The following is a 23,839-nucleotide window of genomic DNA, read 5'->3' as shown; positions in this document are numbered from 1 at the left end:
TCTACTTTTCTTCCCGGCGGCTGATCCATTCCTTGACCCCGACCACCGGGTTGACCAGCCGGCCGATCGACTCGATGGTGATCTCCACCACATCGCCGGGGGCCAGGTCGAAGTCCAGGTCCGGCACGATCCCGGTGCCGGTGGACAGCACGACACCTTCGGGGAACTCCAGCCAGTCCAGCAGGTACGGCACGAGCGCGGCCGGCGACCGGTGGAACTCCCGGGTCGACGTGCTGCCTGTGAACACGACCTCGGCGCCCCGCCGGACCACCATCTCGATCGTCAGGTCGTCGGCTTCGACCAGCCAGGACGGGACGATCCCGGCGGACACCGCGCAGCTGCCCGCGTAGACCTTGGCCTGCGGCAGGTACAGCGGGTTCTCGCCCTCGATCGACCGGGAGCTGACGTCGTTGACCACCAGGTAGCCGGCGATCTCGCCGAACGCGTTCACCACCAGGCCCAACTCGGGCTCGGGCACGTTCACCGCCGAGTCGTCCCGGACCGCGATCGGCTCGCCGTCGGTCACCACCCGCCAGGCCGGGGCCTTGAAGAACAGCTCCGGCCGTTCGGCGTCGTACACCCGGTCGTAGATCGAGCGCTCGCTGCTTTCCTCCACGCGCGCGTCCCGCGAGCGCGAGTATGTGACGCCCGCCGCCCAGACCTCCATCGCGCCGTCGAGCGGGGACAGCAGCTGCACGTCCTGCGCGGGCACCTCGGTCTCGGCCAGCTGGACCACCAGCCGCGCCTGGTTGAGCGGCACGGTCAGCAGGTCCGCGATCCGGGTGTTAGCCGGCAACAACCTGATGGTCTCGCCCTGGTTCAGTCCGGTGTGGACTTTCCCGTCGGCGTCGGAGAAGCGCACCAGGTGAGCGCGGACGTTTCGCACGAGGCCACCCTAGCGCGACAGCAAGCGCCAAGCCGAGCAGAGCGCACACAATTCCGGCCACGAATCCCGGGGGTGTCCAGCCCAGTTTCAGCTCACCGGAGTCCACCCCTTCGGGCAGGTCCACCACGAGAAAGCCGGCCTGGTCCTCGCGGACGGGCACCTTCCGGCCGTTCACCTCGGCGCGGTAGCCCGGCCAGGCGAGCCGGGCGAACGTCACCTGCGCCGGCCCCTGGCCGCGGCGGAACCGGACCTGTTCGGACCGCGCGCCATCCATTGTGTCCTTGTCCACGGTCACCCCGGCGGTCAGCGCGCTGATCCGGCCGAACGGGAACTCGATCGGGCCTTCCCTCCGCAACACGGTCACATCGTTGTCCCGGGACAGCACCCGCCAGCCAGGCCGCGGCTTGGGGTCGTCCACCAGCCTGCGTTCCACCACGACGGTCTGCACCCGCGCGAGGTCCGCTATCGACAGGTTGTCCTGGACAGGTGCGAACAGCTTGTCGTAGCCCTCGTGGCACGTTCCCCGGTGGTCCTGGCACAGCGCCTTGGTGAACTTGCTGTAGTCGATGCCGGTGTACGCCATCAGGCTCGGCACACCGGCCGCCGCGTACCCGTTGCCGAACAGCACACCGCGAGCTGGTGGCCCGGTCGCGTCACCCACGACCGCGACCTGCGCGACCGTGCCCATATACGAGGACCGGTGGACAGGGGGTGTCGGATAGGCCGTGGTCACCGACGTGTTCAACGGCGCCCACGTGGTCTGCAGTACGAGCACGACAGCGGTGCCGACGGTCAGCACCAGCGCCTGCCAGCGCGAGTTGCCGCGCCGCACAGCCATGATCAGCAACGTTGTCAGCAGGGCCACCAACGCCAGCGCGAGCAGATGCCGTGCGGAGATCTTCGGCCAGGACGCGACGGCCAGGTACGTGCCGCCCAGCAGCGCACCGGCTGTGATCAGCACACGGCGCCGGAAATGGTCCGTGCGCAGGCCGGCGGTCATCAGAACACCGAGCAACACCGCCAGGCCCAGGTACAGGTTCTCGATGTTGCGCAGCGGCCAGCGGAACATCCAGAGGTGCGACGGCGCCAGGCAGAACACCAGGTACGTGCCGGTCACCACGAACACCGCGGTCAGCTCGCGCCGACGCCGACGCAACACGCCCCAGTCGAGCCACGCGAGCACCGGCACGGCGAACCACGCGAAATACGTGGCCGGGACCCGCAGCCGGATGGACCCTGGGTCGAACCCCTTGATCGACGGCAGCTGGCTGGGCACGCTCAACGTCAGCAGGTCGGTGACCCCGGGCGCCAGCTCGCCGTTGTTGAAGAACTGCATGCCGTTGCGCCCGCCCACGGACGCGGCCCCGACCAGCGGCAGGAACACCAGCGGCGCGATCGCGGCCACGGACAGGCCGATCAGCACCACCCGCCACTGCCGGAACTCCACGTACAGGCCGATGTAGACGACCAGGATCACCAGCACGCCGTACGGGTTGCCGGCGGTCACACAGAGCCCGCCGAACACGAACGCCCAGATCGGGTGGCCGGCCCGGCGGGCCGCGCGGCGCGCCGACCACCACATGAAGGGCACCCAGGCGAACGTCATCAGACCGCCGGCCCACGTGCCGGCCTGGAAGTACAGGATGAAGCCGCTGAACGGCAACGCCACGGCCAGCGAGAACGCCGCCCACTTGGCGCCGCCGTACTCCCTGATCAGCAGGTACACGCCCAGTGCCGCGATCACCAGGAACTGGGTCTTCACCACGGTCGCCGCGGTCGCCAGGTCGTCGAACCGGGTGACCAGGACGTAGTCGAACAGGTTGACCGGGTTCCACAGGCCGAACAGGGCCTCGCCGGCGAGGTTGCCGCCGGCCCACGAATCGACGTCCAGCAACGGCAGGGTGCCGTTCAGCAGCTGCTCGCCGATCCGCCGCCACATCGGCAGGAACTGGGCCGCACTGTCGTCGACCATGTAGAACAAGCCCTGGCGCAGGGCTGGAATCTGGGCCAGCAGCCCCACGAGCACGCAAACGGCCAACGGCGGCACCCAGTTCCGCCGGGTCAACGATGTCAAGAAGTCACCTGTTCCGCCGATTTGTCCTTCTCGGCCCCGACGAGCACGTACTTGGCCACCACGTACGTGATCGGGATCGCGAACGCCGCCGCGACCAGGGGCGAGACCTTGTCGTTGAAATGCCCGACGTCCACCAGCAGGTACAGCCCCAGTGACGTGATCACGAAGTTGGACGCGGTGGACAGCGGGAAGAGCAGGAAAGTCCGCCAGCTCGGCCGGGTGCGGAAGGTGAACCAGCAGTTCAGGAAGTACGAACCGACCGTGGCCAGCGCGAACGCGATCACGTGCGCCACCAGGTACGGCAGCGCGAGCTTCAGCAGCAGATACAGTCCCCAGTAGACGCCGGTGTTCACCACGCCGACCGCGCCGAAGCGGATGATTCTTTTCACTGGTTCACCGGCCGGCCTCGCGGTCGCGGCCGATGGTCGCCGACACCGGTCCCGGTGTCGGGTCGCTGGTCTCCTTCACCAGGAAGTGCGGGCGGCGTTTGGACTCGTAGTAGATCCGGCCGACGTACTCGCCGACGATGCCGAGGAACAGCAGCTGCAGGCCGCCGATACCGGCGATGCCGACCATCAGCGTGGCGTAGCCGGGGGCGTCGATCCCGCTGATCATCGTGTCGATGATGACGTAGCCGGCGTAGGCGAACGCCAGCAGCGTGACGATCAGCCCGATCCACACGGCCAGCCGCAGCGGCCGGTTGTTGAACGAGACCACGCCGTCGATGCCGTAGTTCAGCAGCTTGCCGAAGGTCCACTTGGAACTGCCGGTCCGGCGTTCCCGGTTCTCGTAGTCGATGACGGCGGTGTCGAAACCGATCCAGGCGAACAGTCCTTTGGAGAACCGGTTGTACTCGCCGAGCGACAGCAGCGCGTCGACCGCGCGGCGGCTCATCACCCGGAAGTCGCCCTCGCCGTCCCGCAACCGCACGTCGACCAGGCGGTTCATCATCTTGTAGTACGCCTTGGACGACAGCTTGCGGACCTTGCCCTCGCCTTTGCGGTCCCGCCGGGCGACCACCTGGTCGAAGCCCTTGCCGAGCAGCTCGACCATCTGGCCCAGCAGCTCAGGCGGGTGCTGCAGGTCGGCGTCCATGATCGCGATGACGTCGCCCTTGGCCTCACTCAGCCCGGCGAGCATCGCCGACTCCTTGCCGAAGTTCCGGCTCAGCGCGACATAGCGCACATGCGGATCCGCCGCCGCGAGCTCGCGCATCCGCGACAGCGTCTGGTCCGTACTGCCGTCGTCGACCAGCACGACCTCGAAGTCCGTGGTCACCTCGGACAGAACCGCGGACAGCTCCTCATGCAGGTGTGCGAGGCCGTGCTCCTCGTTGAAGCAGGGCACCACAACGGAAAGCCGCACGTGTTCCCTCTCTCTGATCTCGCCCTCACCCACTAGACGCCTCGCGCGGGTAGAACGTTGCTGACATGTTTTGCCCAGCTACGGTCTTCTTCATGCCGCTCCGTCCGTTGTCGTCCCCGCGCGGCCGAAAGGTTCGCCACTGGCTGGTACTGGTGATCACCGCCACAATGGCAGTGGTCCTGCTGCTGTGCTCGTCGAGCCCGGTGGCCCGGCCGCTCACCATCGCCAAGGACGTGCAGTACGTGCAGGTCATCGCCCACGCGGACGACGACTTGATCTTCATGAACCCGGACCTGGCGGCGGGCATCCGGGCGGGTACTCCGACTACTGGGATCTATCTGACCGGCGGCGAGACCGACAAGCCCGACCCACAAGCGTATACGGCGCGTCGTCAGGCCGGAACGCGGGCGGCGTACGCCCGCATGGCCGGTGTCCCGGACGAATGGATCTCGCAACGGCTGGACATCGACCCGAAACATTCGGTCGAGCACTACGTTCTGCGATCGAAGCCATACCTTCAGGTCATTTTCGTGAACCTGCCGGAGAACAACGACCCGCGCGCGACGGGCGGCAAGGAGGCGCTCGTCCGGCTCTGGAACGACACCCGCGACGAGCTGCGCGTCGGCACGCTCATCCCGGACGGCGGGGTCGTGCACCAGCAGTACTTCTACACCCACGACGATCTGGTGCGGCTGCTGGTCGAGCTGTTCACCCGGCTGCGGCCGACCGTGGTCCGCACCCAGGACCCCAACCCGGACACGAGGTTGCTGCTCGACGTCCCGAGGTTCCACGACCACCCGGACCACGTGATGGCCGCTCGGTTCACCGAGGAGGCGACGCGGCTGTACCGCGGGCCGCAGTTCGTCTCGGTGAACTACCGCGACTACGGCGTGACGGACGTGCCGCCGAACCTCAGCGCCGCGGACCGGCAGGACAAGATCGGGATCTTCGGCGCGTACGTGCCGCACGACTCCGACTCGTCCCTCGGAAACCCTTACGCGCCTTGGCTCGCGCGGATGTACCAGCGGTTCCCGCTCGGGTCCACATGGGCCGGTGACGGGCAGGCCTACGTCGTGTTCGACGGGCGGCTGTACCGATGCGTGCCGGGATCCGACTGGGTGGCCTTGCCCTGGGCGGACGGACCGGTCACTCAGGCCGTGTCCGTCGCGGGCGGCTGGGTGGTGGCCAAACGCACCACGGACAACGCGATCGTCGCGCTCGTCGACGGCAAGTGGCAGAACCTCGGCAATCCCGGCCAGTACACCGCGGGCGTCCCCGGTCAGGTCGGCTCGCCGGTCACCAACGGCAAGGCGGTGTACGTCAAGAACGGCCTTGGCGGGCTGAGCGTGTGGCGGCCGGGTCGCGGGTGGACGGACATCGGCGGCACGGACCTGCAGGACGGTCTGGCGGTCGCCGGGGACGACGTGTACGGGTCCACAAGGGACAAAGTGCTGCGCTGGCACGGCGACCGGCTGGACACCGGCTTCAGGTCGCTGCCGCCGGGCGGCCCGCCGGCGGCGGCCATGACTCCGGGCGGACCGCTGGTCGCCTACCGGACCGCGGCCGGCGACATCGCTGCCGGCCTGCAGGTCCTGCCCGGCCTCGCCGGCTCCGGGAACCCGGCCCTGGTGGTGTCCGGCCCGCGCGTGTTCGTGGTGGCGCGGACGTCGGCGGGCGGGCTCGCGGCCAACTCCGGCAGCGGTTGGCGCGACCTGGGCGGCCAGGTGCTCGACAGCCCGGCGCCGTTCGGATCGGACGCGGTCGCGCTGGGGCCGGACGGTCGGGTACACCGCTTCACGCCCTAACGGCCCAAGCCCTCGATGACCTCGGCGCCGGCGAGCTTCACCAGGATGTCGCCGGGGATGAGGATCTTGCTGCCGCGGATGCCGCTGCCGATCACGAGTTCCGGCGCGGTGGCGACGACCTGGTCGATCAGCAGCGGCCACCCGTCGGGCAGGCCGACCGGCGTGATGCCGCCGTACTCCATCCCGGTCAGTTCGACGGCGATGTCCATGGGAGCGAACGAGGCCTTGCGGACGTCCAGCCGGCGCCGCGCGGCGCCGTTCACGTCGGCTCGCGTGGTGGCGAGGATGAGACAGGCAGCGAACCGTTCCTCACCCGCGCGTTTGCCGGAGACGACCACGCAGTTCGCGGACGCTTCGAGTGGGGATCCGTAGGCGGCGCAGAACTCGGCGGTGTCGGCGAGGGTGGGATCGATGGCGGCGACGCCGATCCTCGCCGCGTCGGCCGGGTCGAGCGCCTCCAGCGCGGTCACGACCGGGTCGGCCAGCAGGTCAGGGCGGTCCGTGGCCGAAACGACGTCAAGAGAGCCGTTGATGGTCCATGTCACGAGGTCAGGCTATCCGCCCAGCCGTTGACCACTGACACAGGCAGCCTGCTCAGTCCCTGCGGAAGAAGCCCTGCAGAAGTGACCGCACCTGCGCGCGATGTGTGATCAGCGGGGCTGGTGAGTCGAACAGTTCAAGCACGCCATGCGGAAACGCCTTCGCCGTCGCGCGAGCGACGTCGGCCGGGTGCAACGTGTCGCCGACCGCGCCGATCACCAGCACTGGGACGTCGACATCAGCGAGCACCCGCCGGTCTTCGACGGGAAACGTGCCGGCCAGCAACTCGATCGCGGCCGTCAATCGGGTCAGGGCTTTCGCGCGGGCTTCGACGTAGTCGCCGAGGGCGTATCCGGTGGGTAGTGGCGCGGCCACGTATTCGCGCAGCCTGTCGACGTCCTTGGTGGTGAGCTTGCGCAGCTCGTCCTGGACGTCGGTGGGCCGCGGCTCGTCGAGCGCCGCGGGCAACAGCAGGGCGAGACGCTCGAACCTGTCAGGGCTCTCGGCGACGACTCTGGTCAACGCGCCCGCACCCAGCGACACACCGATCGCGCAGGTGGCCCGCACCTCGTCCGCGGCGCGCAGGACGTCCCGCGCGATGGTGCCGTAGTCCCAGTAGCCGGGAGGCGCGTCGGGTTCGTCACCGTGTCCGGGCAGCGTCATCACGACCCTGGTACCCGCCAGACCCGAGGCGGGGATGCGGGCTTCGCCCGGAGTGGCCGCCAAACCCGGCACGACAAGGACGACCGGGTCGCCCGAGCCGTACGCGTGCCAGCTCACCACCGGTTCCCGCGCTGCACCTCGATCAGCCTCGGGCGCACGTCCACGAGGTAGACCAGCACGGCGACCAGACCGGCGATCCAGAACAACGCCGAGAACGTGGCGAGCGAGAACAACGCGACCGCTGCGGTCCCACCAGCCGTGATACCCAGCCACGCGGGTTTGGTCATCCGGTCGATCGCGGTGAAGGCGTCCGCGCGCTGCAACAGGACGTGCACGAACGCGAAGACACCGACCGGGACGGGCGCCCAGTCAATGCCCCAAACTATCCATCCGGCAACCGTCGGCACGTCATCCAGCGTACGTTGCGCCCGGCTCGTACGACCACATGGTCATCGGTCATCCGGCCAGCGGCCAGCGGTTCGGGCTGTCCGGCCGGTCCAGCCACAGTTCCTGAACGTCCGGTGTGACGGTGATCCCGAACCGCGCCCGCCGTGGCTCGCCGAGCGCGACCCACTGCTGGTAGGCGGCTTCGACCTCGTCCCACAACCGGCGTGGTCCGCCCTGGGTCACGGTCGCCGACTCGTGCCGCGCCCACGAACCGTCCGGATGTGCCATCAGGACCGCGTTGTGCGCGGCGCCGACCGCGTGCACGCCGGGCGCGCCCAGACCGGCGAAGAACTCGAACGGACTGGTCGGGCTGATCACACCCGCGGACAGTCGCGCACTCCTTGTGCTGCCCACCGCGTCCGCGGCCGGCCACGCTACGGTCTGTGTGTCGGGCGCGCGCAGCGGCATGAACCGGCCATCGTCGGCAAGCACCTGCCCCTGCCCGTTCGGGCCGTCGCCCGCGGTGATCCGGACCAGGCCGGCGCCGATCGGCCGGCTCAGCGTGGTGACGACGATCCCGCCCGGCTTGGTCTGTTCCAGCCACGGCAACGGGATCGTGGGCACGGCGCAGGTGCACAGCACGCGGTCGTACGGGGCGCCGTCGGGATATCCGTTGGCGCCGTCCATGATCACGCATGTCGGGTGGTAGCCGGCTTCGTTGAGGCGTCGCCGGGCCGGCTCGGCCAACGTCCTGTCGACGTCCACTGTGGATATTCGACGGTCGCCGAGGCGGACGCACAGCAGGGCCGCGTTGTAGCCGGTACCCGTGCCGATCTCCAGCACCCGGTCGTCGTCGCCGACCTGGAGGGCCTCCAGCATCACGGCCATGATCGTGGGCATGCTGGACGAGCACGTGGGCGCCCCGGGCACCGGCCCGCCCGCGCGCGCCCGCTCCCAGTGCGTGCCATCGCCGTCGAGCTGGGTCACCAGGACACGGTCGGCGTAGATCGGGTTCAGCCAGTCCGGGTCGCCCCGCTCGACCGCGGCCCACCGGCCGGCGCGTTGCAGGAAGTAGCGCGGCAGGAACGCGTGCCTCGGCACCGTGAGGAACGCGTCGCGCCATCGTGGGTCGGCGAGCGTTCCACCTCGGACGAGTGCGCGGACGAGCCGGCTCCGCAGGCGTGCCGCGGTGTCGTCGATGTCAGCACGAACGCTCATCGCGTACAGCCTAAACCGCTGTGACCGAACCCACCGCCACCGTGCGTACTGAGTGCTTGCAATTGCTAGCAGCCGGACCTACCGTGGAACGTGTCGAGAGGAGGTGACCAGGTGGCCGAGGACACACAGTCGCCGATGGACAAGGTCGCCGGTCTCGGCAGGGACATCGGGGACTACATCCGCCAGCAGCGCAACACGGCGAAGATCTCGCTGCGCCAGCTGTCGAAGCTCGCCGGGGTCTCCAACCCGTACCTGAGCCAGATCGAGCGGGGCCTGCGCAAGCCGAGCGCGGAGATCCTGCAGCAGATCGCCAAGGGCCTGCGCATCTCCGCGGAGGCGCTGTACGTGCAGGCCGGGATCCTGGATCTGCCCACGGGTGGCCCGGTGGCCGACGCGATCCGCGCCGACGCTGAGCTGAGCGAACGCCAGAAGCAGGTGCTGCTGGACGTGTACGAGTCGTTCCGCAAGGAGAACGCCGCCCGATCGTCCGACCCGACTCTGAAGTCCACAGTGGAAAAGTCCGATGTGGACAGCAAGACGACCGCTGAGGAGTGACTGAGAAATGACCCGCCCGAACACCGAAGACGTCCGCAAGGCCGTCGAACAGGTCCGCACCCCGCTGCTCGCCGCCCTCGGCGCGGGCGACCTGGCCGCCAAGGCGGTCCTGGACGCGGTGACCAAGGCCAAGGACAACGTGACCGAGCGCGCCGAGGCCGCCCGCAAGGAGATCCCGACCGACGTGACCTCGCTGCGCGGCAAGCTGGACCCGGCCGAGCTGCGCAAGCTCGTCGACGAGTACACCGACGCGGCGCTGAAGCTCTACCGCAAGCTCGCCGAGCAGGGCGAGGAGGCGCTGGACAAGTTCCGCGCCCAGCCGCAGGTCAAGAAGATCGTGGACCAGCTTGAGGAAGCCATCTCCTCGGCGCAGGACCGGGCCGGTGGCGCGGTGACTGACGCCCGTGAGCTGGCCGAGGAAGTGCTGTCCAAGGTGACCCGCCGCACCCGTTCGGTGGGCGAGAAGACCGCCCGCGCCGCCGAGAAGCTCGCGGCCGAGACCGCCGAAGCCGTCGAGGACCTGGGTGCCGACGTGGCCCACGAAGTCCGCAGCACCAGCCGGAAGGTCGCCAACCGCACGGCCCCGGCCCGCAAGCCGGCCCCGCGGACGACGACCCCGAAGACCAGCACCACGAAGACAACCGAGAAGTAAGCACCAAGCAGTGGGCCCCGGCACCGCCGGGGCCCACTGCCTTATCCGAGGCCTGCGCTGACCCAGGCGGCCACTTCCTTCGCGGTGTCCTCGACCTGACGGTTCGTGGTGTCCAGGAGGCGCATCGGGGGAGTCATCGTGGGCGCCTCGCGTTGGACCCAGTCGTTGAACTCGAGCATCTCGTTGATCCTGGGTTCGTCCCATTCGCGCCAGGCCGGGCGGGCGCGCAGCCGGTCGCGCATCACGTCCCGCGCGCACGTCAGCGCCAGGTAGTGGATCTCGCCGATCAACGCCCGCTCCGGGCATTCCTCGAACTGCACCGGCACCACGGTTCCGCAGAGCACCACCGGGCGGCCGCTCTGGTGGATCATGCCGACCATCCGCAGCCAGGTCGCGCGGAACAGCTGGAAGTCGTTGTGCGGGTCACGCAGGCCGGCTGTCCACAGCACGTCCTGCTCCAGCACCACGACCCGGTCGGCCAGCTCACGGATGAGCAGGCGGCCCACGGTCGACTTGCCGGTTCCGCTCGGGCCGGTCAACGCGAACATCGGCAGCCGCAGGAAGGGCTGCCGATGGCCACAGTCGGGGCAGACGACCACAGGCTCGTCCGGCGGGACGACGGGCACGTCCATCCGCTGCCCGCAGCCCGCGCAGATCTTCAGGTCCACCGGCGCTTTCACTCAGTCGAACAGGTTTTCCAGGAAGCTGCGGCGCTTGCGCCGCTGACCGCCTTGGCCGTACGGGGGTGGGGAGTCGCCATGACCCCGACCGTAGCCGTACGGCGGCGCGGAGTCCTTGTGGCCGCCCCGATACGGGGGCGCGGAGTCTTTGTGGCCGCCGCGATACGGGGGCGCTGAGTCGCCGCGGTACGCCGGTGGCTCGTTGTAGCGCTGCTCAGCGCCCGCAATCTGCTCGAGTTCGCCTCGGTCAAGGAAGATCCCACGGCAGCCCTGACACTGCTCGATGTGGACGCCGTTGCGGTTGACGGTCTGCATCACATTCTGACACTTCGGGCAAATCATACAGATCAGACTACTTATCGTCGTGGACATCTGCTTGCCATGGCGAACTTCCACATGACTTTCTCAGCATGTGTGGGCCAGGCCCACATCGCCAAGCGGAACGTCTCCCCCTAGCGTCGTTGCTCATGGACAGTGGCGCAACTCACAGCGGACGGGTCGCGCTCGTGACCGGCGGGGCCAACGGCATCGGCCTCGCGTGCGCGCGGGCACTCGCCGGAGCCGGCGTGGAAGTGCACATCGTCGATCTGGCCGGCGCCGCCGCGGACGACGCCGCCCGGGAGATCGGCGGCGTGGCGCACCAGGGCGACCTCAGCGACCCGGCGACCATCGACCGTCTGCCCGAAGCGGTCGACATCCTCGTCAACAACGCCGGACTCCAGCACCTCGCGCCCATCCACGAGTTCCCGCCGGCGAAGTTCGCGACGCTGCAGCAGGTCATGGTCACCGCGCCGTTCCTGCTGATCCGTCGCTGCCTGCCGCACATGTACGCCCGCGGCTGGGGCCGGATCGTGAACATCTCCAGCGCACACGGCCTACGCGCCAGCGCGTTCAAGGCCGGGTACGTCACCGCGAAGCACGCGCTGGAAGGCCTGAGCAAGGTCGCCGCGCTCGAAGGCGCCGCCCACGGCGTGACCAGCAACTGCGTCAACCCGGGCTACGTGCGGACACGACTGGTGACCGACCAGATCGCGGCACAGGCCGAGGCGCACGGCATCAGTGCCGATGACGTGGTCGAGCGGATCCTGCTCGACCGGTCCGCGGTGAAACGCCTGATCGAACCCGAGGACGTCGCCGATGTCGTGCTCTGGCTGTGCGGCCCGCACGCCACCCACGTCACCGGCATCTCGATTCCCGTCGACGGCGGATGGACCGCCAGTTAGTGGAGGCACAGCCCATGGCAGCGACGCAGGGCTCCTTACGCCGGATCATCGGCGCCAGCATGATCGGCACCACGGTCGAGTGGTATGACTTCTTCCTGTACACGTCGGCGTCCACCCTGGTCTTCAACAAGGTCTTCTTCCCCACGTCCGACCCGCTCAACGGCACCCTGCTGGCGCTGACCACGTACGCGCTGGGCTTTGTCGCCCGGCCGCTTGGCGGGCTGGTGTTCGGCCACTTCGGCGACCGGTTGGGCCGCAAGCGGCTGCTGGTGGTGAGCCTGCTGATGATGGGCGCTTCGACGTTCCTGATCGGCCTGCTGCCCGGGTACGCGACCATCGGCGTGGCCGCGCCGATCCTGTTGACCGTGCTGCGACTGGTCCAGGGCTTCGCGATCGGCGGCGAGTGGGGCGGTGCCGTGCTGATCGTGTCCGAACACGGTTCGGCGGAACGGCGCGGTTTCTGGTCTTCGTGGCCGCAGGCGGGTGTGCCGGCCGGGAACCTGTTGGCCACGGGGGTGCTCGCGATCCTCGCCGCTGTGCAGAGCGACGCGGCGTTCGTGGCGTGGGGGTGGCGGATCGCGTTCCTGCTGTCCGCGGTCCTGGTGCTGGTCGGCCTGTGGATCCGGCTGTCCATCTCGGAGTCGCCGGTTTTCCTTGAGGCACAACGGAAATCGGAAGGTACCGCGGAGCGGGCGCCGATCGTCCGGGTGATCCGGGAACACTGGCGCGAGGTGCTCGTCGCGTTGGGCGCGCGGCTCGCCGAGAACGCCTCGTACTACGTGATCACCGGGTTCGTGCTGGTGTACCTGACCGAGGCGGTGAAAGTGCCGCGGTCGGTCGGGTTGAACGCGGTGCTCATCGGCTCGGCCGTGCACCTGGTGACGATCCCGTTGTGGGGCGCGCTGTCCGACCGGATCGGGCGGCGGCCGCTGTACCTGTTCGGCGCGATCGGGATCGGCGTGTGGGGGTTTCTGTTCTTCGGCATGCTGGACACCAGGTCGTTCGGGATGATCGCCCTCGGCGTGACGCTGGGCCTGCTGCTGCACGGCGCGATGTACGCCCCGCAGGCGGCGTTCTTCGCGGAGCTGTTCGGCACCCGCGTCCGGTATTCCGGCGCGTCCATCGGGTACCAGCTGGCGTCGGTCGCGGCCGGCGCGGTAGCCCCGCTGATCGCGACCGCGCTGCTGAAGGGCACCGGCTCGGCCTGGCCGATCTCGCTCTACGTAGCCGGGATGTGCCTGGTCACGGTCGTGGCCGTGGCGCTCGCCCGCGAGACGCGTGGGGTGTCACTGGTGTCGAGTGACCCTGCTCCCATGCGGCTTGCTGGGTGATCAAATTGTTCCTGGTGGTGGCGCCGGGAAGGGCTTGTACCGGGTTGTACCAGTGCTTTCCGGCGCCGCCGCCAGGGACGATTTGAGCCCCAGCAAGGCCATGGGAGCAGGGTCACTCGACACTAGGCCAAGATGGCCCGCGTGAACGCGTTTCGGGAGCTGCTTGACCTGCTCGCCGCGGACGCGGACGGCGAACAGCTGACCCGGCTGGCCGCCGCCCGCGCCCCTGGCATGGCACCGGCGGAGGCGGCGGAGTGGGCGGCGGCGACCGAGGCCGCCCTGGCCGTCCGACACACCTTGGTCGAGCACCAACGTCGGGAGGCCGAACTGTCCGCCCTGGTGGACACGGCCTCCGACCTGGCCAGGCTGCGCGACCCGGACGCGGTGCTGCGGTCGATCGTGCACCGCGCCCGGATCCTGCTCGGCGTGGACGTGTCGTACCTGAGCCTGAACGACGACAGCGGTGGCCAGACGTACATGCGGGTCACCGAGGGCTCGGTTTCCGCGTTGTTCCAGGAGCTTTCGCTCGGCTTCGCCGAAGGGCTCGGCGGTCTGGTCGCGCAGACCGCCCGGCCGTACGCCACACCCGACTACTTCGCCGACACCCGGTTCAAGCACACGCACTCCATCGACACGGCCGTCCATGAGGAAGGACTGGTGTCGATCATCGGGGTGCCGTTGACGTTGGGCAGCCGGGTGATCGGCGTGCTCTACGCCGCCGACCGGGCGCCACGGACGTTCTCGCGTGCGGAGGTGGCCTTGCTGTCGTCGCTGGCAGACCACGCGGCAGTCGCGATCGACAACGCCGAACTGCTCGCGGAGACGCGCCGCGTCAACTCGGACATCCGTCGCGCGTCAGAGGTGCACGACAGGTTGACCGCCCTGGTGTTGCGCGGCGCCGATGTCCTTGACGTCGTGTCGGCCGTGGCGCAGGTCCTGTCCGGCGGGATCGCGTTGTTCGACGCGGCCGGGGTGTTGTTGGCTTCGGTCGGGGCGTCCGCCGAGCCGCCGTCCGAAATGGTCGTCCGGGCACAGTCGTCGGGACGCGCTGTGTCCAATGGGGACGTTTGGGTGTGTGCCGCGCTCGCTGGTCCGGAGTTGTTGGGCAGCCTGGTGTTGACCGGTCGGGTCACGTTGCCGGACGCGGACCGGTTGTTGTTCGAACGTGCCGGCCTGGTGACCGCGCTGTTGTTGCTGTTGCGACGGTCCGTGGCGCACGCCGAGGAGCAGGTGCGCGGTGAACTGCTGACGGATCTGTTGACCGGCCGCAGTCCCAGCACCCTGGTCGCCCGCGGCCGCCGCCTGGGTGTTGACCTGACTGTCCCGTACACGGTGTTCATCGCGCACGCCGACGGGGTGTCGCGTGGTCGGCTCGCGGCCGCGGCGGCCGGAAACGCCGCTTTGGTCGGCGTGTATGCCGAACAGGTTGTGCTGCTCGCCCCAGGCAATGACACGGAAAATGACACAGACAGCGACCCGGACAAGCTCGCCCGGACTTTGGCCGGCGCGGTCGGGTGTCCGGTGACCGTCGGGGCCGCCGGACCGGCGACGGGACCGGCCGAACTGGCCGCGGCGCACGCCGAAGCCGGCCGGTGCCTGAACGCGCTGCGTGCGCTCGGGCAGACCGGCAAAGGCGCTTCGCTGGCCGGGTTGGGCTTCGTCGGCGTGCTGCTCGGCGACCGCGCGGACGTCGACGGGTTCCTGCGCGCGACCCTCGGGCCGGTGCTCGACTACGACCGTCGGCGCGGCACCGAGCTGGTCCGGACCCTGCGGAGCTATTTCGACTGCGGCGGGAGCCTCACGCGCGCCAAGGACGTCCTGCACGTGCACGTGAACACCGTGGTGCAGCGGCTCGACCGGATCGCGTCCCTGCTGGGCGAGGACTGGCAGTCGCCGGACCGCGCGCTGGAGATCCATCTCGCCCTGCGGGTCCTGGCGGTCAGGTCGTGAAGGTGTATTCCACGGACGGCGTGCCCATCTTCATGTCGAACGAGCCGGTGCCGGTCGCGCCTTCGAGTTCGCCAGTGCCCGTGCCAGGGGCGAGGGTCCAGTTGTCCACGATGTGCTCGGCGTCGAACGTGCCGGCGTGTTGGAAGACGACTGTGCCCTTCTTGCCCTCGATCGTGCCGGTGAACAGTTCGGTGCCGACGAACGTGCCACTGCCGTCCGCCAGGTAGGTGAGCAGGCTGCGTGACTCGGTCTCGCCCTCGATCTGCCCGCCGTACTTGTAGTTGACCTTGACGAGCGCGAGCTTCCCGCCGTCCTCGGTCTCGACGTAGTTGTGCTCGTCCCAGTTGGCTGCTTCGAACTTGTTGGTCATGGTGACCAGCATGTCCGCCATACCTGACAGGTTGTGTCAGGTACTGGAAACCCGGTCGATCAGGGTTTGGACGGTCGCGCTTGAGCGCTCAGTGAAGTCCAGGACGACGCGCAACTCGTCGTCGGTGTAGCGGTCGTACAGGTTCTCCCACACGTCGGCGGGCATCAGGGGCCCGACCAGGTCGATCACGCGCTGGGTGGGCCGGATGATGATGCGCCTGCGGTCGGCCGGGTCACGTTCCCGCTCGATCATGCCGGCTCGTTCCAGCCGGTCGAGGGCCGCGGTGATGGCGCCGCCCTTGGTCAGGCCGATTTCCTCGGCGAGTTTGCCCGCGGTCATCGGGCCGGCCAGCTGCAGCAGGTTCAGACAGTTGAGGTCGGACGAGCCGATCCCGAGGCGGGCGGCCACGGCCTGCTGGAAGGAGACCGTGCGGCTCACCGAGATCCGGGACGCCTCCTGGATGGCCGCCAGCAGCCCGGCCCGGTTGTCCGTTGACATGATCTCTCCCTCGGCCTAATCTCTCGGTCATAGAGAGATTTACTCACTAAGCTTCTCTATCATAGAGCACTCGGAGGATGAGATCCATGCATGTGATGATCATCGGCGCCGGCACCGGCGGACTGGCCCTGGCCCAGCGGCTGACCGCGGCGGGCATCGAGGTGTCCGTGTTCGAACGCGACCTGACCAGGACCGACGGCCTGTTCGGCTACCGCGTCGGCATCTCGCCGGACGGCAGCAGGGCGTTGCACAGCTGCCTGCCGCCACCGCTGTTCGAGACGTTCAAGCGGACCGCCGCGATCTCGCCGCGGTACACGAACTTCATCACCGAGAAGATGGGCGAGCTGTTCGTCGCGGGCGGACCGGAGGACGCCGACATCCTCGGCCCGGTCGACCCGGAGTTCACCGAGCGGTCGGTGAGCCGGATGACGCTGCGGCAGATCCTGCTGACCGGACTGGAGGACGTCGTCCGGTTCGACAAGAAGTTCGAGCGGTACACCCAGAACCCGGACGGAACCGTGACCGCGTACTTCGCCGACGGGTCGTCGGCTACCGGCGACGTCCTGGTCGGCGCGGACGGCACGGGTTCCCGTGTCCGCAAGCAGTTCCTGCCGCACGCCAAGCTCGTGGAGACGGACCTGTTCGGTGTCACGGGCAAGCTGCCGCTGACCGACGAGGTGCGCGCGCTCCTGCCGCCGAAGATGCTGCGCGGCGTGACGATGGCGTTCGCGCCCAAGGGGATCAGCACGATCTTCCACGTGATGGAGTTCGAGTGGCAGCGCGGCGAGACCGACCCGGAGCTGGTGCGGGCGTGGCCCGGCCTGACGTTCGACAACACCAGGGACTACGTGATGTGGGGCTTCGGCTCGCACCGGCGGCTGCTGCCGCCGAACTTCATGGACATGTCCGGTCCCGAACTGCACCGGCTGGTGCTCGACCGCACCCGGACGTGGGCACCGGTCCTGCGCCGGCTGTTCCTGCTGGCCGACGCCACGTCCTGCTTCCCGTTGAACATCCGCACCTCGGAGCCGGTCGACCCGTGGCCAAGCACGAACATCACGCTGATCGGCGACGCGATCCACACCATGACCCCCGGCCTGGGGGTCGGCGCGAACACGGCGTTGCGGGACGCCGAGCTCCTGGGGGACAACCTGGTCCGGATGGCCGCCCTGGCCGGGATCGCCGACTACGAGCGTCAGATGCACGGCTACGCATGGGAAGCCGTCGTCAAGTCGCGGGAACGCTTCGACGGCAACTCGATCGCCCACAAACCGGTGATCGGCCGGCTCGGCCTGGCCGGAATGCGGACCGGAATGCGGTTCGCGAACCATTTCCGGCCGTTGAAACGGAAGATTCTGAAAGCCGATGCGCGCAACCGCGACCATGCCCGCCAGGCGGACTGAACCGGATACGCGCCCCCCTCATCAGGTGAATCCACTGGCGTGTCCCTGGCCCAAGAGTCAGCCTGGAGCCATGCGGGAGGTACTGGACGAGTTGGGGGTGCCCGAGGCGCTCGTCCCTGGACATCGGGCCGATCTCGACGAACTCGGCTTCTGCCGGTTCGACGGGTTCGTCGCCGAGGACGCGGTCGCGGCCATGCTGGCCGAGATCGCCCGGCAGATCGAGGGCAGCCGCCAGGGCGGCACCCTCCACCTCAAGGGCCTGCTCGACCAGAGCAGCCTCTTCGACTCGCTCTGGCTGCGCCCGCCCCTGCTCGCCGCCGTCACCCACGTGCTCGGCCCAGACTTCCAGATCCGCGAGATGCACTACCGGGCCGGCACTCCGGGCCACGGCGGCCAGGCACTGCACATGGACGCCACCGACCGCGCCGGCCCCGGCCGCTGGCAGGTGTGCAACGCGATCGTGGCCCTGACCGACTTCACACCGGTCAACGGCGCGACCCGGGTGGTCCCCGGTTCACACGTGGACCATGACTTCAAGCCGTCCGGCGCGAAGCCCCATCCGGACGAAGTCCTGCTGACCGGCCCGGCCGGCACATGCTGGCTGTTCAACAGCCACCTGTGGCACTCGGGCACGCTCAACCAGTCCACCGAACCCCGGCACGCCGTGCTGACCGCGTTCCACCGCCGGCACAGCGGCCCAACGCTGGGCGGGGAGACACTGCCGTCGCACGAAACCGTGCTGCGCCTGGGAAACGCGGCCTACCTCCTGCTATAGCTTGGTCGCGCCGGTCATCTACGCCACGCAACACGCCCGACATCGCCCCAGCCACGGCCGTAACCGACCCCGAGCGAAGATGTCGGTCGCGTGGGGCGGGGTGGACCGGTGGGGGTGGGCGATCCCGCAGGGGTCGGCAATGGACACAGATCGGCTAGTGGTTACGACCGGAGGTTCGTTGGGGGTATTCGGCGGATCCAGGTTTCCGCTGGGCGTGCGGCCGGAAGGTCCTCGTACCGGGTTGTACTTGGGCCTTTCGGCCGTGCGGCCAGCGGGAAGCTGGGCCGTTGAGAAAGGTGTCGGACTTCCGGCGCGGGACACTAGAGGCGCCCGAGCTTGCGAGGGCAAATTCAACACCGCGTGGTGAACACCACCTTGTCGTCCGCCGTCACTTGAAGGAAGTTACTGCCGAGGCGGAGTTTGTCGCGTTCGCTGATCCGGACGGTGTGGGTGCCCGGCTCTAAGGTCGCCGTGTGGAAGACCTTGACGCTGGGCTGGAACAGCAGGTTCACCCGTCGAATCCGCCACGACAGCGTCACTTCGGCACTTGTCGTCACACGTACTTCCTGGCCTTCGACGGTGAACTCGGGGCCTTCCCGGAGGCGGGCCAACGCGTAGTCGACCTGCCCGACCAGGACGCCCACTTCGGGACACATGCCCACGACCGAGGCGATTTCCGGGTTGTGCCCGCGCAGGATCCGTTCGAACCGTTCCCGCATCTCAGGGGTGACAGCCCGGCCGAACGCGACGGAGTCGTACCGCTCGTTGAGTAGTGGGTCGTCGGTCCGGTCGTAGTGGGTGGAGCTGACCGCCTGGTATCCGGCTTCTTCGAGGGCGTTGGTGAGGGCGTCCAGGATCCGGGGTGACTTGCCGATCGAGATGACTCGCATGACTCCTCCTTGAATGCTTTCGACATGTCCATGCTACTAGCATGAATATGCCTTGGTCAAGGTAGGCTTCGCGAGGTGGACGAACTGGCAGCCATCGAGCTCGCGATGAACCGGATCCGACGCAGCCAAACCCGCCATTCCCTGGCGAAACGCGCCGGCATCCAGAACGTGGACGTGGTCGTGCTGGGTGTGGTGGACGCGGTGGACCAGGGGCCGGTGGCCGGGGCGGACGAGGTGTCGGTCCGGGAGGTGGCCGACCGGCTGGGCATCGACCCGTCCCGGGGCAGCCGGCTGGCCTCGGCGGCCATCGAGGCCGGCTGGGTGCGGCGGGTCGCGTCGCAGGCGGACGGGCGGCGGACCGGGCTCGTGCTGACCGACAGCGGTGTCGAACTGGTCGAAGAGGCACACCGAACCCGGCAGCGGCACTACGACGAGCTGATGACCGAGTGGCCGGCCGAGGACCGGGCTGAGTTCGCCCGGCTGCTGTTGCGTTTCACCGAGTCGCTCGAGTCGAGTTGATCACTCGATCGGGTCCGTTGGGGAGCTGTCGGGGCTGGTGCGGCGTCTGAGGCTGCATGTTCAGCGACTTGGTTCCCGGCCTCACCCGGTGGGACGAACAGGCCTGGCAGCGGATCGTCGACGAGCACGGGCCACGGATCTGGGCGGTGACCCGTTCCCACCGGCTCAACGACGAGGACGCGGCCGACGTCTTCCAGACCACGATGCTCAACCTCGCCGAGCACCTCGGTGACCTGAAGGAGCCGGCGCGGGTCGCGGCCTGGATCGTCACCACCGCGAAGAACGAATGCATGCGGGTGATCAGGATGCGCCGCCCGCTGCCCTTGAAGTGGCGCCCCGAGAGCGGCACCGACGACGACATCGCCGTCCCTGAGCACACAGTTCTCGCCGACGCGCGGGACCGGGAACTCTGGACGGCCATTCGACGCCTGCCGGCGCGATGCCAGCAGCTGCTGCGGCTGTTCGCGTACCTGCCCGAGTACACGTACGCCGAGTTGGCGGGCGTGTTGGACCTCGGCATGGGGAGCGTCGGCCAGGCCAAGGGGCGGTGTCTTCGGCTGCTGCGGCTCAGGTTGGCGGACGTCCGGTGAGGGACCGTCTGCGGCACCTGTTCGATCTCGTCGACCCCATGCCACCGATGCCGGCACCGACTCTCGTCAACTGGGACCGCCTCGCGCTGGTGCCGGACACGGGTGTCCGAGGGGCCAGTCTGCGGTTCGAGTTGGGGGATCTCGTTGTGCACGTGGAGATCGGCGTTGTGCTGACCGGCCTCGTGGTGCCCGCGGTCAACGAGGTCGAGGTCCGATGGCCGGACGGCATGACGTGGGCCCCGGTGGACGGCCACGGACTCTTCGAGGTGGACGACGTGCCCCGCGGACCAGTGCGTCTGGTGATCGGGACCGCGGCGACCGACTGGTTCGTACGGTGAGCCACCACACCGCGCTCGCACACGTGGAACGCGGCGACTTCGTGTCCGCCCACAAGGTGTTGCGCGCGAACGACTCGGGCGACGCGTGGCTGACCGCCGCCTGGGTCGCGTTGGAACGCGGAAACACCCGGGGTTGCGCGCGTGCATTGGCGAAGGCAGCCGAAAGGGGCGCGCCGGCGGCACGGGTGCGGTGTCTGCACGGGTTGCGGCTGTGCGCGACGGGGTCTTACCCACTGGCTGTCGTGACGCTCTCGCAGGCGGCGCAGGATCTCGGTAGTGACCCTCGGTGGCTGGCGAACGCCTTGGTGGGTAAGGGAATCGCGCTCGGTTACCTGCTCCGGCTGGCCGAGGCGGACGCGAGCTTCGCCGCCGCTCAAGAGATCCTGGTCGGCCTCGGCGAGGACGAACGGGCAGCCACGTGCGTGCACAACCGAGGATTCGTCGCGTTGCAGGGCGGAGACGTGCCGCTCGCGTTGGCGCTGTTCGACAAAGCGAGCGATGGCCTGCGGAAAGGACGGGCTGAGGCACTGGTGGACCGTGCCTCAGCCTTGGCGACCGCGGGAATGATCCGGGACGCCACCGCCGTGCTCGACGAGGCGGAACGCCTGTTGGTCGGGCGCGCGAGCCGATTGGCTGAGGTCGCGGTCGCCACCGGGTACTGCGCGCTGTGGGCGGGTGACCTCCGGTCAGCGGCCAGGGAGGCACAGCGCGCCCAGGACCTCTTCCGGAGGCAGCGGAGGCCGGCGTGGGTGGCGGTCGCGGACGCGCTCGCCCTTCGGATCGAACTGGCGGCACGACAGGGCCGGGAATGCGTGGAGCTGTTCGCCGCGGTGCGCCGGGTGTGGCGTCGGTGCCTCAAGTGGGGGCGGCTGGTCGAAGCCGCCGAGTTGTTGGTGGCCAGCGGGAATCCCGAGTTCCTGCGGATCGTGGCAGCGCAGCGCCGTGCTCCCGTACCGCGGTTGCGGGCTCTGCGATGGTTGGCTCGGGCGCGGGTGGCGACCGACAACCGGCGGCTGTTCGCGGCCTGCCGGGCCGGGATGCGAGCTTCCCCGGAGTTCACCGACGAGTTCGTGGCGACCGCCCTGCGCGCCGCGCGACGGCCGCGGGACATCCTGGGTTGGCTTGAGCCGGGTGTCGATTTGGCTGCTTTTGGCGCACGGGCGTTCGTCCGGTTCGCTGTTCACGACGGCGAACTGTTGGCGTGTTCCGTTGTGCGGCAACGGATTCAGGTGCATCGACTGGGGCCGGACGGGACCGCCGAGGTGAACGCCTTCCGGTTGCGGCTCAAGGCCGGCCGGCACGATGGCGAGGCTTTGGACCGGCGGCTCTTCGGGACGCTGGAGTTGGGTGACCGCGAGTTGGTGATCGTGCCGGCGAAAGGGATGTCGGGCTTGGTGTGGGCCGCGTTGCCCACGTGCGCCGGGCGACCCGTCTCCGTCGTGCCGTCCGCTGCGGCTTGGGTCGCGGCGAGCCGGGTCGGGCCTGGTGTGGGCACGGTTTCCGTCACTGGCCCCGAGTTGGTGCACGCTTCGCGGGAGGTCACCATGCTCGGACACGACACCCAAGAGTCCACTGTGGATAGTGCGTTGGCGGCGATGGAGGGAGTTGACGTCGCCCATGTCGCCGCGCATGGCCGGTTCCGTCTGGACGCTCCGCTGTTCTCGTCGCTGCAGCTGGCCGACGGGGAGCTGTACGTGCACGACCTGCGGCAGCTGACCCGGACGCCTCGGATACTGGTGTTGTCGGCGTGTGAGGTCGCCCGCGCCGAGGCCGTCGCGAAGATCGTGCTGGAACGCGGCACGCAGGCGTTGATCGCCAGCACACTGCCCGTTCCCGACGAGCAGGCGGTCGACCTCGTCACCACGTTCCACCGGCGGCTACGGCTGGGCGATTCACCGGCCCACGCCCTCGCCGAGGCCCAACGTGCCCACGGTCACCTGGGGTTCAGCTGTTTTGGCGCGGGGTGAGTTTGTGCAGCCGGGCCACGGCCTCGTCGAGGACCTCGTCGCGTTTGCAGAAGGCGAACCGGACGATGTGCTGCCACTCGTCTGGCCGGTCGGTGAAGACCTGCACCGGAACGGCCGCGACCCCGATCCGGTCCGGCAGTTCACGGCAGAACTGCAGGCCGTCGGTGAAACCGAGCGGGCGGACGTCCGCGCAGACGAAGTAGGTGCCCTCGCTGGCCCGCACCCCGAAGCCGGCCTCGGTCAGCCCGGCCACCAAGCGGTCCCGTTTGCCCTGCAACTGGTCCCGCAGGCCGACCACCCAGGCGGCTTCGTGCTCCAGGGCGTGCGCCACAGCCGGCTGGAACGGCGCTCCGCCGACGAACGTCAGGAACTGCTTGGCGGCCCGCGCGGCCGCGACGAGTTCGGCCGGGCCGCAGATCCACCCGATCTTCCAGCCGGTGCAGTTGAACATCTTGCCGGCGCTGGAGATCGTCAGTGTCCGTGCCGCCATCCCCGGCAACGACCCCAACGGGATGTGCGACCGCCCGTCGAAGACCAGGTCCTCGTAGACCTCGTCGGTCACCGCGATCAGGTCGTGCTCCACGCACAGCTCGGCGATCGCGGTCAGTTCGTCCCGGGTGAACACCGTCCCGGTCGGGTTGTGCGGCGAGTTCAACAGCAACAACCGGGTGTTCGGGCCGATCGCGGCGCGCAGGCCCGCGATGTCCGGCGCGAACCGGCCGGACGCGTCCTCCACTAGAGGCACCACCTGGCGGGTCGCGCCCGACAAAGCGACACAGGCCGCGTACGAGTCGTAGTACGGCTCCATCAGCAGGACCTCGTCGCCTGGGCCGACCAGCCCCAGCAACGCGGACGCGATCGCCTCGGTCGCGCCGACCGTGACCAGGATCTCCGAGTCCGGGTCGAACGACGTGCCGTAACGCGTCCGGTGCGCGGCGATCGCCGCGCGCAGTTCCGGCCGGCCAGGTCCGGGCGGGTACTGGTTGACGCCGGACGCGATCGCCTCCTGGGCCGCGGCCAGCATCGAAGCCGGTCCGTCGGTGTCCGGGAAGCCCTGGCCGAGGTTGACCGCCTTGGCGCGGGTGGCCAGCGCCGTCATCTCCGCGAAGATCGTCGAGGTGAACGGCTGGAGCCTGGGAGTGAGAGCTGGGCGACGCACG

26 protein-coding genes are annotated in these 23,839 nt (G+C 69.0%); 12 read left to right on the top strand and 14 right to left on the bottom strand.

Annotated features, from left to right (window positions below; all coding sequences use genetic code 11):
• Position 1: 1 nt before the first annotated feature.
• The 4 genes from EV192_RS04800 to EV192_RS04785 are packed head-to-tail and all read right to left on the bottom strand — an operon-like array spanning position 2 to position 4,325.
• A complete protein-coding gene (locus tag EV192_RS04800) occupies positions 2 to 886 on the bottom strand; it encodes a fumarylacetoacetate hydrolase family protein (RefSeq protein WP_132111445.1) in 885 nt (294 codons plus the stop codon).
• Positions 786 to 2,960 (bottom strand): glycosyltransferase family protein, encoded by a 2,175-nt coding sequence (locus tag EV192_RS04795; RefSeq protein ID WP_132111443.1) that lies wholly within the window; start codon positions 2,958 to 2,960, stop codon positions 786 to 788. The genes EV192_RS04800 and EV192_RS04795 overlap by 101 nt, the downstream gene beginning before the upstream one ends.
• A complete protein-coding gene (locus EV192_RS04790) occupies positions 2,957 to 3,349 on the bottom strand; it encodes a GtrA family protein (protein WP_207925882.1) in 393 nt (130 codons plus the stop codon). The genes EV192_RS04795 and EV192_RS04790 overlap by 4 nt, the downstream gene beginning before the upstream one ends.
• Positions 3,350 to 3,353: 4 nt before the next feature.
• Complete coding sequence (locus EV192_RS04785) at positions 3,354 to 4,325, bottom strand: glycosyltransferase family 2 protein (RefSeq protein ID WP_132111441.1); 972 nt, start codon at positions 4,323 to 4,325, stop codon at positions 3,354 to 3,356.
• Between the two features lie 92 nt (positions 4,326 to 4,417).
• On the opposite strand from EV192_RS04785, the gene EV192_RS04780 reads away from it, so the two are divergent.
• Entirely contained in the window at positions 4,418 to 6,130 is a 1,713-nt protein-coding gene (locus EV192_RS04780) for a PIG-L family deacetylase (protein ID WP_165960211.1), read from the top strand.
• Here EV192_RS04780 and EV192_RS04775 read toward each other — a convergent pair.
• Genes EV192_RS04775 through tgmC form a run of 4 tightly spaced genes read right to left on the bottom strand, consistent with a single transcriptional unit; the run spans position 6,127 to position 8,938 of the window.
• Positions 6,127 to 6,675, bottom strand: coding sequence for a YbaK/EbsC family protein (locus EV192_RS04775; protein WP_132111438.1), 549 nt, complete (start codon positions 6,673 to 6,675; stop codon positions 6,127 to 6,129). The genes EV192_RS04780 and EV192_RS04775 overlap by 4 nt on opposite strands.
• A 49-nt stretch (positions 6,676 to 6,724) precedes the next feature.
• On the bottom strand, positions 6,725 to 7,450 hold the full coding sequence (locus tag EV192_RS04770) for an alpha/beta fold hydrolase (RefSeq protein ID WP_132111436.1): 726 nt from the start codon (positions 7,448 to 7,450) through the stop codon (positions 6,725 to 6,727).
• Positions 7,447 to 7,740 (bottom strand): DUF2516 family protein, encoded by a 294-nt coding sequence (locus EV192_RS04765; protein WP_132111434.1) that lies wholly within the window; start codon positions 7,738 to 7,740, stop codon positions 7,447 to 7,449. The genes EV192_RS04770 and EV192_RS04765 overlap by 4 nt, the downstream gene beginning before the upstream one ends.
• Positions 7,741 to 7,789: 49 nt before the next feature.
• Positions 7,790 to 8,938, bottom strand: a complete 1,149-nt coding sequence (gene tgmC / locus EV192_RS04760; protein WP_132111432.1) for an ATP-grasp peptide maturase system methyltransferase — start codon at positions 8,936 to 8,938, stop codon at positions 7,790 to 7,792.
• A gap of 135 nt (positions 8,939 to 9,073) precedes the next feature.
• Here tgmC and EV192_RS04755 point away from each other — a divergent pair, with 135 nt between their 5' ends.
• Together EV192_RS04755 and EV192_RS04750 are read left to right on the top strand one after the other, a co-directional pair.
• Positions 9,074 to 9,493, top strand: coding sequence for a helix-turn-helix domain-containing protein (locus EV192_RS04755; RefSeq protein WP_132112999.1), 420 nt, complete (start codon positions 9,074 to 9,076; stop codon positions 9,491 to 9,493).
• 7 nt (positions 9,494 to 9,500) lie between these two features.
• A complete protein-coding gene (locus EV192_RS04750; RefSeq protein ID WP_132111430.1) occupies positions 9,501 to 10,145 on the top strand; it encodes a hypothetical protein in 645 nt (214 codons plus the stop codon).
• 41 nt (positions 10,146 to 10,186) lie between these two features.
• Here the strand turns inward: EV192_RS04750 and EV192_RS04745 are convergent, their stop codons facing one another.
• Both EV192_RS04745 and EV192_RS04740 read right to left on the bottom strand, forming a co-directional pair.
• A complete protein-coding gene (locus EV192_RS04745; RefSeq protein WP_132112997.1) occupies positions 10,187 to 10,777 on the bottom strand; it encodes a P-loop nucleotide/nucleoside kinase family protein in 591 nt (196 codons plus the stop codon).
• Between the two features lie 48 nt (positions 10,778 to 10,825).
• Positions 10,826 to 11,167, bottom strand: coding sequence for a TFIIB-type zinc ribbon-containing protein (locus EV192_RS04740; protein WP_132111428.1), 342 nt, complete (start codon positions 11,165 to 11,167; stop codon positions 10,826 to 10,828).
• Between the two features lie 125 nt (positions 11,168 to 11,292).
• Here EV192_RS04740 and EV192_RS04735 point away from each other — a divergent pair, with 125 nt between their 5' ends.
• The 3 genes from EV192_RS04735 (at position 11,293) to EV192_RS04725 (ending at position 15,329) form a co-directional block, all read left to right on the top strand.
• Entirely contained in the window at positions 11,293 to 12,048 is a 756-nt protein-coding gene (locus tag EV192_RS04735) for a 3-hydroxybutyrate dehydrogenase (RefSeq protein WP_132111426.1), read from the top strand.
• Between the two features lie 14 nt (positions 12,049 to 12,062).
• Entirely contained in the window at positions 12,063 to 13,379 is a 1,317-nt protein-coding gene (locus EV192_RS04730; RefSeq protein WP_132111424.1) for an MFS transporter, read from the top strand.
• Between the two features lie 132 nt (positions 13,380 to 13,511).
• Positions 13,512 to 15,329, top strand: coding sequence for a helix-turn-helix domain-containing protein (locus tag EV192_RS04725; RefSeq protein ID WP_132111422.1), 1,818 nt, complete (start codon positions 13,512 to 13,514; stop codon positions 15,327 to 15,329).
• Here the strand turns inward: EV192_RS04725 and EV192_RS04720 are convergent.
• On the bottom strand, positions 15,319 to 15,720 hold the full coding sequence (locus EV192_RS04720) for a DUF3224 domain-containing protein (protein WP_132111420.1): 402 nt from the start codon (positions 15,718 to 15,720) through the stop codon (positions 15,319 to 15,321). The genes EV192_RS04725 and EV192_RS04720 overlap by 11 nt on opposite strands.
• 15 nt (positions 15,721 to 15,735) lie before the next feature.
• Positions 15,736 to 16,197, bottom strand: coding sequence for a MarR family winged helix-turn-helix transcriptional regulator (locus tag EV192_RS04715; RefSeq protein ID WP_132111418.1), 462 nt, complete (start codon positions 16,195 to 16,197; stop codon positions 15,736 to 15,738).
• A gap of 86 nt (positions 16,198 to 16,283) precedes the next feature.
• On the opposite strand from EV192_RS04715, the gene EV192_RS04710 reads away from it, so the two are divergent.
• On the top strand, positions 16,284 to 17,600 hold the full coding sequence (locus EV192_RS04710; protein ID WP_132111416.1) for an FAD-dependent oxidoreductase: 1,317 nt from the start codon (positions 16,284 to 16,286) through the stop codon (positions 17,598 to 17,600).
• A gap of 70 nt (positions 17,601 to 17,670) precedes the next feature.
• The gene (locus EV192_RS04705) at positions 17,671 to 18,375 is read left to right on the top strand and encodes a phytanoyl-CoA dioxygenase family protein (protein WP_165960210.1); all 705 of its coding nucleotides are present in this window, start codon (positions 17,671 to 17,673) and stop codon (positions 18,373 to 18,375) included.
• 350 nt (positions 18,376 to 18,725) lie between these two features.
• Here the strand turns inward: EV192_RS04705 and EV192_RS04700 are convergent, their stop codons facing one another.
• The gene (locus tag EV192_RS04700; protein ID WP_132111412.1) at positions 18,726 to 19,265 is read right to left on the bottom strand and encodes a hypothetical protein; all 540 of its coding nucleotides are present in this window, start codon (positions 19,263 to 19,265) and stop codon (positions 18,726 to 18,728) included.
• 75 nt (positions 19,266 to 19,340) lie between these two features.
• On the opposite strand from EV192_RS04700, the gene EV192_RS04695 reads away from it, so the two are divergent.
• The 4 genes from EV192_RS04695 to EV192_RS04685 are packed head-to-tail and all read left to right on the top strand — an operon-like array spanning position 19,341 to position 22,679.
• Entirely contained in the window at positions 19,341 to 19,784 is a 444-nt protein-coding gene (locus EV192_RS04695) for a MarR family winged helix-turn-helix transcriptional regulator (protein ID WP_243726630.1), read from the top strand.
• A gap of 56 nt (positions 19,785 to 19,840) precedes the next feature.
• Positions 19,841 to 20,374 carry an RNA polymerase sigma factor gene (locus EV192_RS04690; protein WP_132111410.1) on the top strand — a complete coding sequence of 178 codons (534 nt, stop codon included), beginning with the start codon at positions 19,841 to 19,843 and terminating at the stop codon, positions 20,372 to 20,374.
• On the top strand, positions 20,371 to 20,712 hold the full coding sequence (locus EV192_RS53630) for a hypothetical protein (protein ID WP_165960209.1): 342 nt from the start codon (positions 20,371 to 20,373) through the stop codon (positions 20,710 to 20,712). Before EV192_RS04690 ends, EV192_RS53630 begins: the two co-directional genes overlap by 4 nt.
• Entirely contained in the window at positions 20,709 to 22,679 is a 1,971-nt protein-coding gene (locus tag EV192_RS04685) for a CHAT domain-containing protein (RefSeq protein WP_165960208.1), read from the top strand. Before EV192_RS53630 ends, EV192_RS04685 begins: the two co-directional genes overlap by 4 nt.
• Here the strand turns inward: EV192_RS04685 and EV192_RS04680 are convergent.
• Positions 22,657 to 23,838: a pyridoxal phosphate-dependent aminotransferase gene (locus EV192_RS04680; RefSeq protein ID WP_132111406.1), complete on the bottom strand. Its 1,182-nt coding sequence runs from the start codon at positions 23,836 to 23,838 to the stop codon at positions 22,657 to 22,659. The genes EV192_RS04685 and EV192_RS04680 overlap by 23 nt on opposite strands.
• Between the last annotated feature and the right edge of the window lies 1 nt (position 23,839).

The sequence above is a fragment of the Actinocrispum wychmicini genome (genome assembly GCF_004345645.1).
Classification (GTDB): domain Bacteria; phylum Actinomycetota; class Actinomycetes; order Mycobacteriales; family Pseudonocardiaceae; genus Kibdelosporangium; species Kibdelosporangium wychmicini.
The sequence above is the reverse complement of the archived record's forward strand: the minus strand, read 5'-3'. Positions and strand labels throughout refer to the sequence as shown.

Coding starts and splice junctions, on each gene's coding strand:
- EV192_RS04780 (WP_165960211.1), top strand. CDS start 4,418: ATGCCGCTCCGTCCGTTGTCGTCCCCGCGCGGCCGAAAGGTTCGCCAC.
- tgmC (WP_132111432.1), bottom strand. CDS start 8,938: ATGAGCGTTCGTGCTGACATCGACGACACCGCGGCACGCCTGCGGAGC.
- EV192_RS04755 (WP_132112999.1), top strand. CDS start 9,074: ATGGACAAGGTCGCCGGTCTCGGCAGGGACATCGGGGACTACATCCGC.
- EV192_RS04750 (WP_132111430.1), top strand. CDS start 9,501: ATGACCCGCCCGAACACCGAAGACGTCCGCAAGGCCGTCGAACAGGTC.
- EV192_RS04745 (WP_132112997.1), bottom strand. CDS start 10,777: ATGGACGTGCCCGTCGTCCCGCCGGACGAGCCTGTGGTCGTCTGCCCC.
- EV192_RS04740 (WP_132111428.1), bottom strand. CDS start 11,167: ATGATTTGCCCGAAGTGTCAGAATGTGATGCAGACCGTCAACCGCAAC.
- EV192_RS04735 (WP_132111426.1), top strand. CDS start 11,293: ATGGACAGTGGCGCAACTCACAGCGGACGGGTCGCGCTCGTGACCGGC.
- EV192_RS04730 (WP_132111424.1), top strand. CDS start 12,063: ATGGCAGCGACGCAGGGCTCCTTACGCCGGATCATCGGCGCCAGCATG.
- EV192_RS04725 (WP_132111422.1), top strand. CDS start 13,512: ATGGCCCGCGTGAACGCGTTTCGGGAGCTGCTTGACCTGCTCGCCGCG.
- EV192_RS04720 (WP_132111420.1), bottom strand. CDS start 15,720: ATGGCGGACATGCTGGTCACCATGACCAACAAGTTCGAAGCAGCCAAC.
- EV192_RS04715 (WP_132111418.1), bottom strand. CDS start 16,197: ATGTCAACGGACAACCGGGCCGGGCTGCTGGCGGCCATCCAGGAGGCG.
- EV192_RS04710 (WP_132111416.1), top strand. CDS start 16,284: ATGCATGTGATGATCATCGGCGCCGGCACCGGCGGACTGGCCCTGGCC.
- EV192_RS04705 (WP_165960210.1), top strand. CDS start 17,671: ATGCGGGAGGTACTGGACGAGTTGGGGGTGCCCGAGGCGCTCGTCCCT.
- EV192_RS04700 (WP_132111412.1), bottom strand. CDS start 19,265: ATGCGAGTCATCTCGATCGGCAAGTCACCCCGGATCCTGGACGCCCTC.
- EV192_RS04690 (WP_132111410.1), top strand. CDS start 19,841: ATGTTCAGCGACTTGGTTCCCGGCCTCACCCGGTGGGACGAACAGGCC.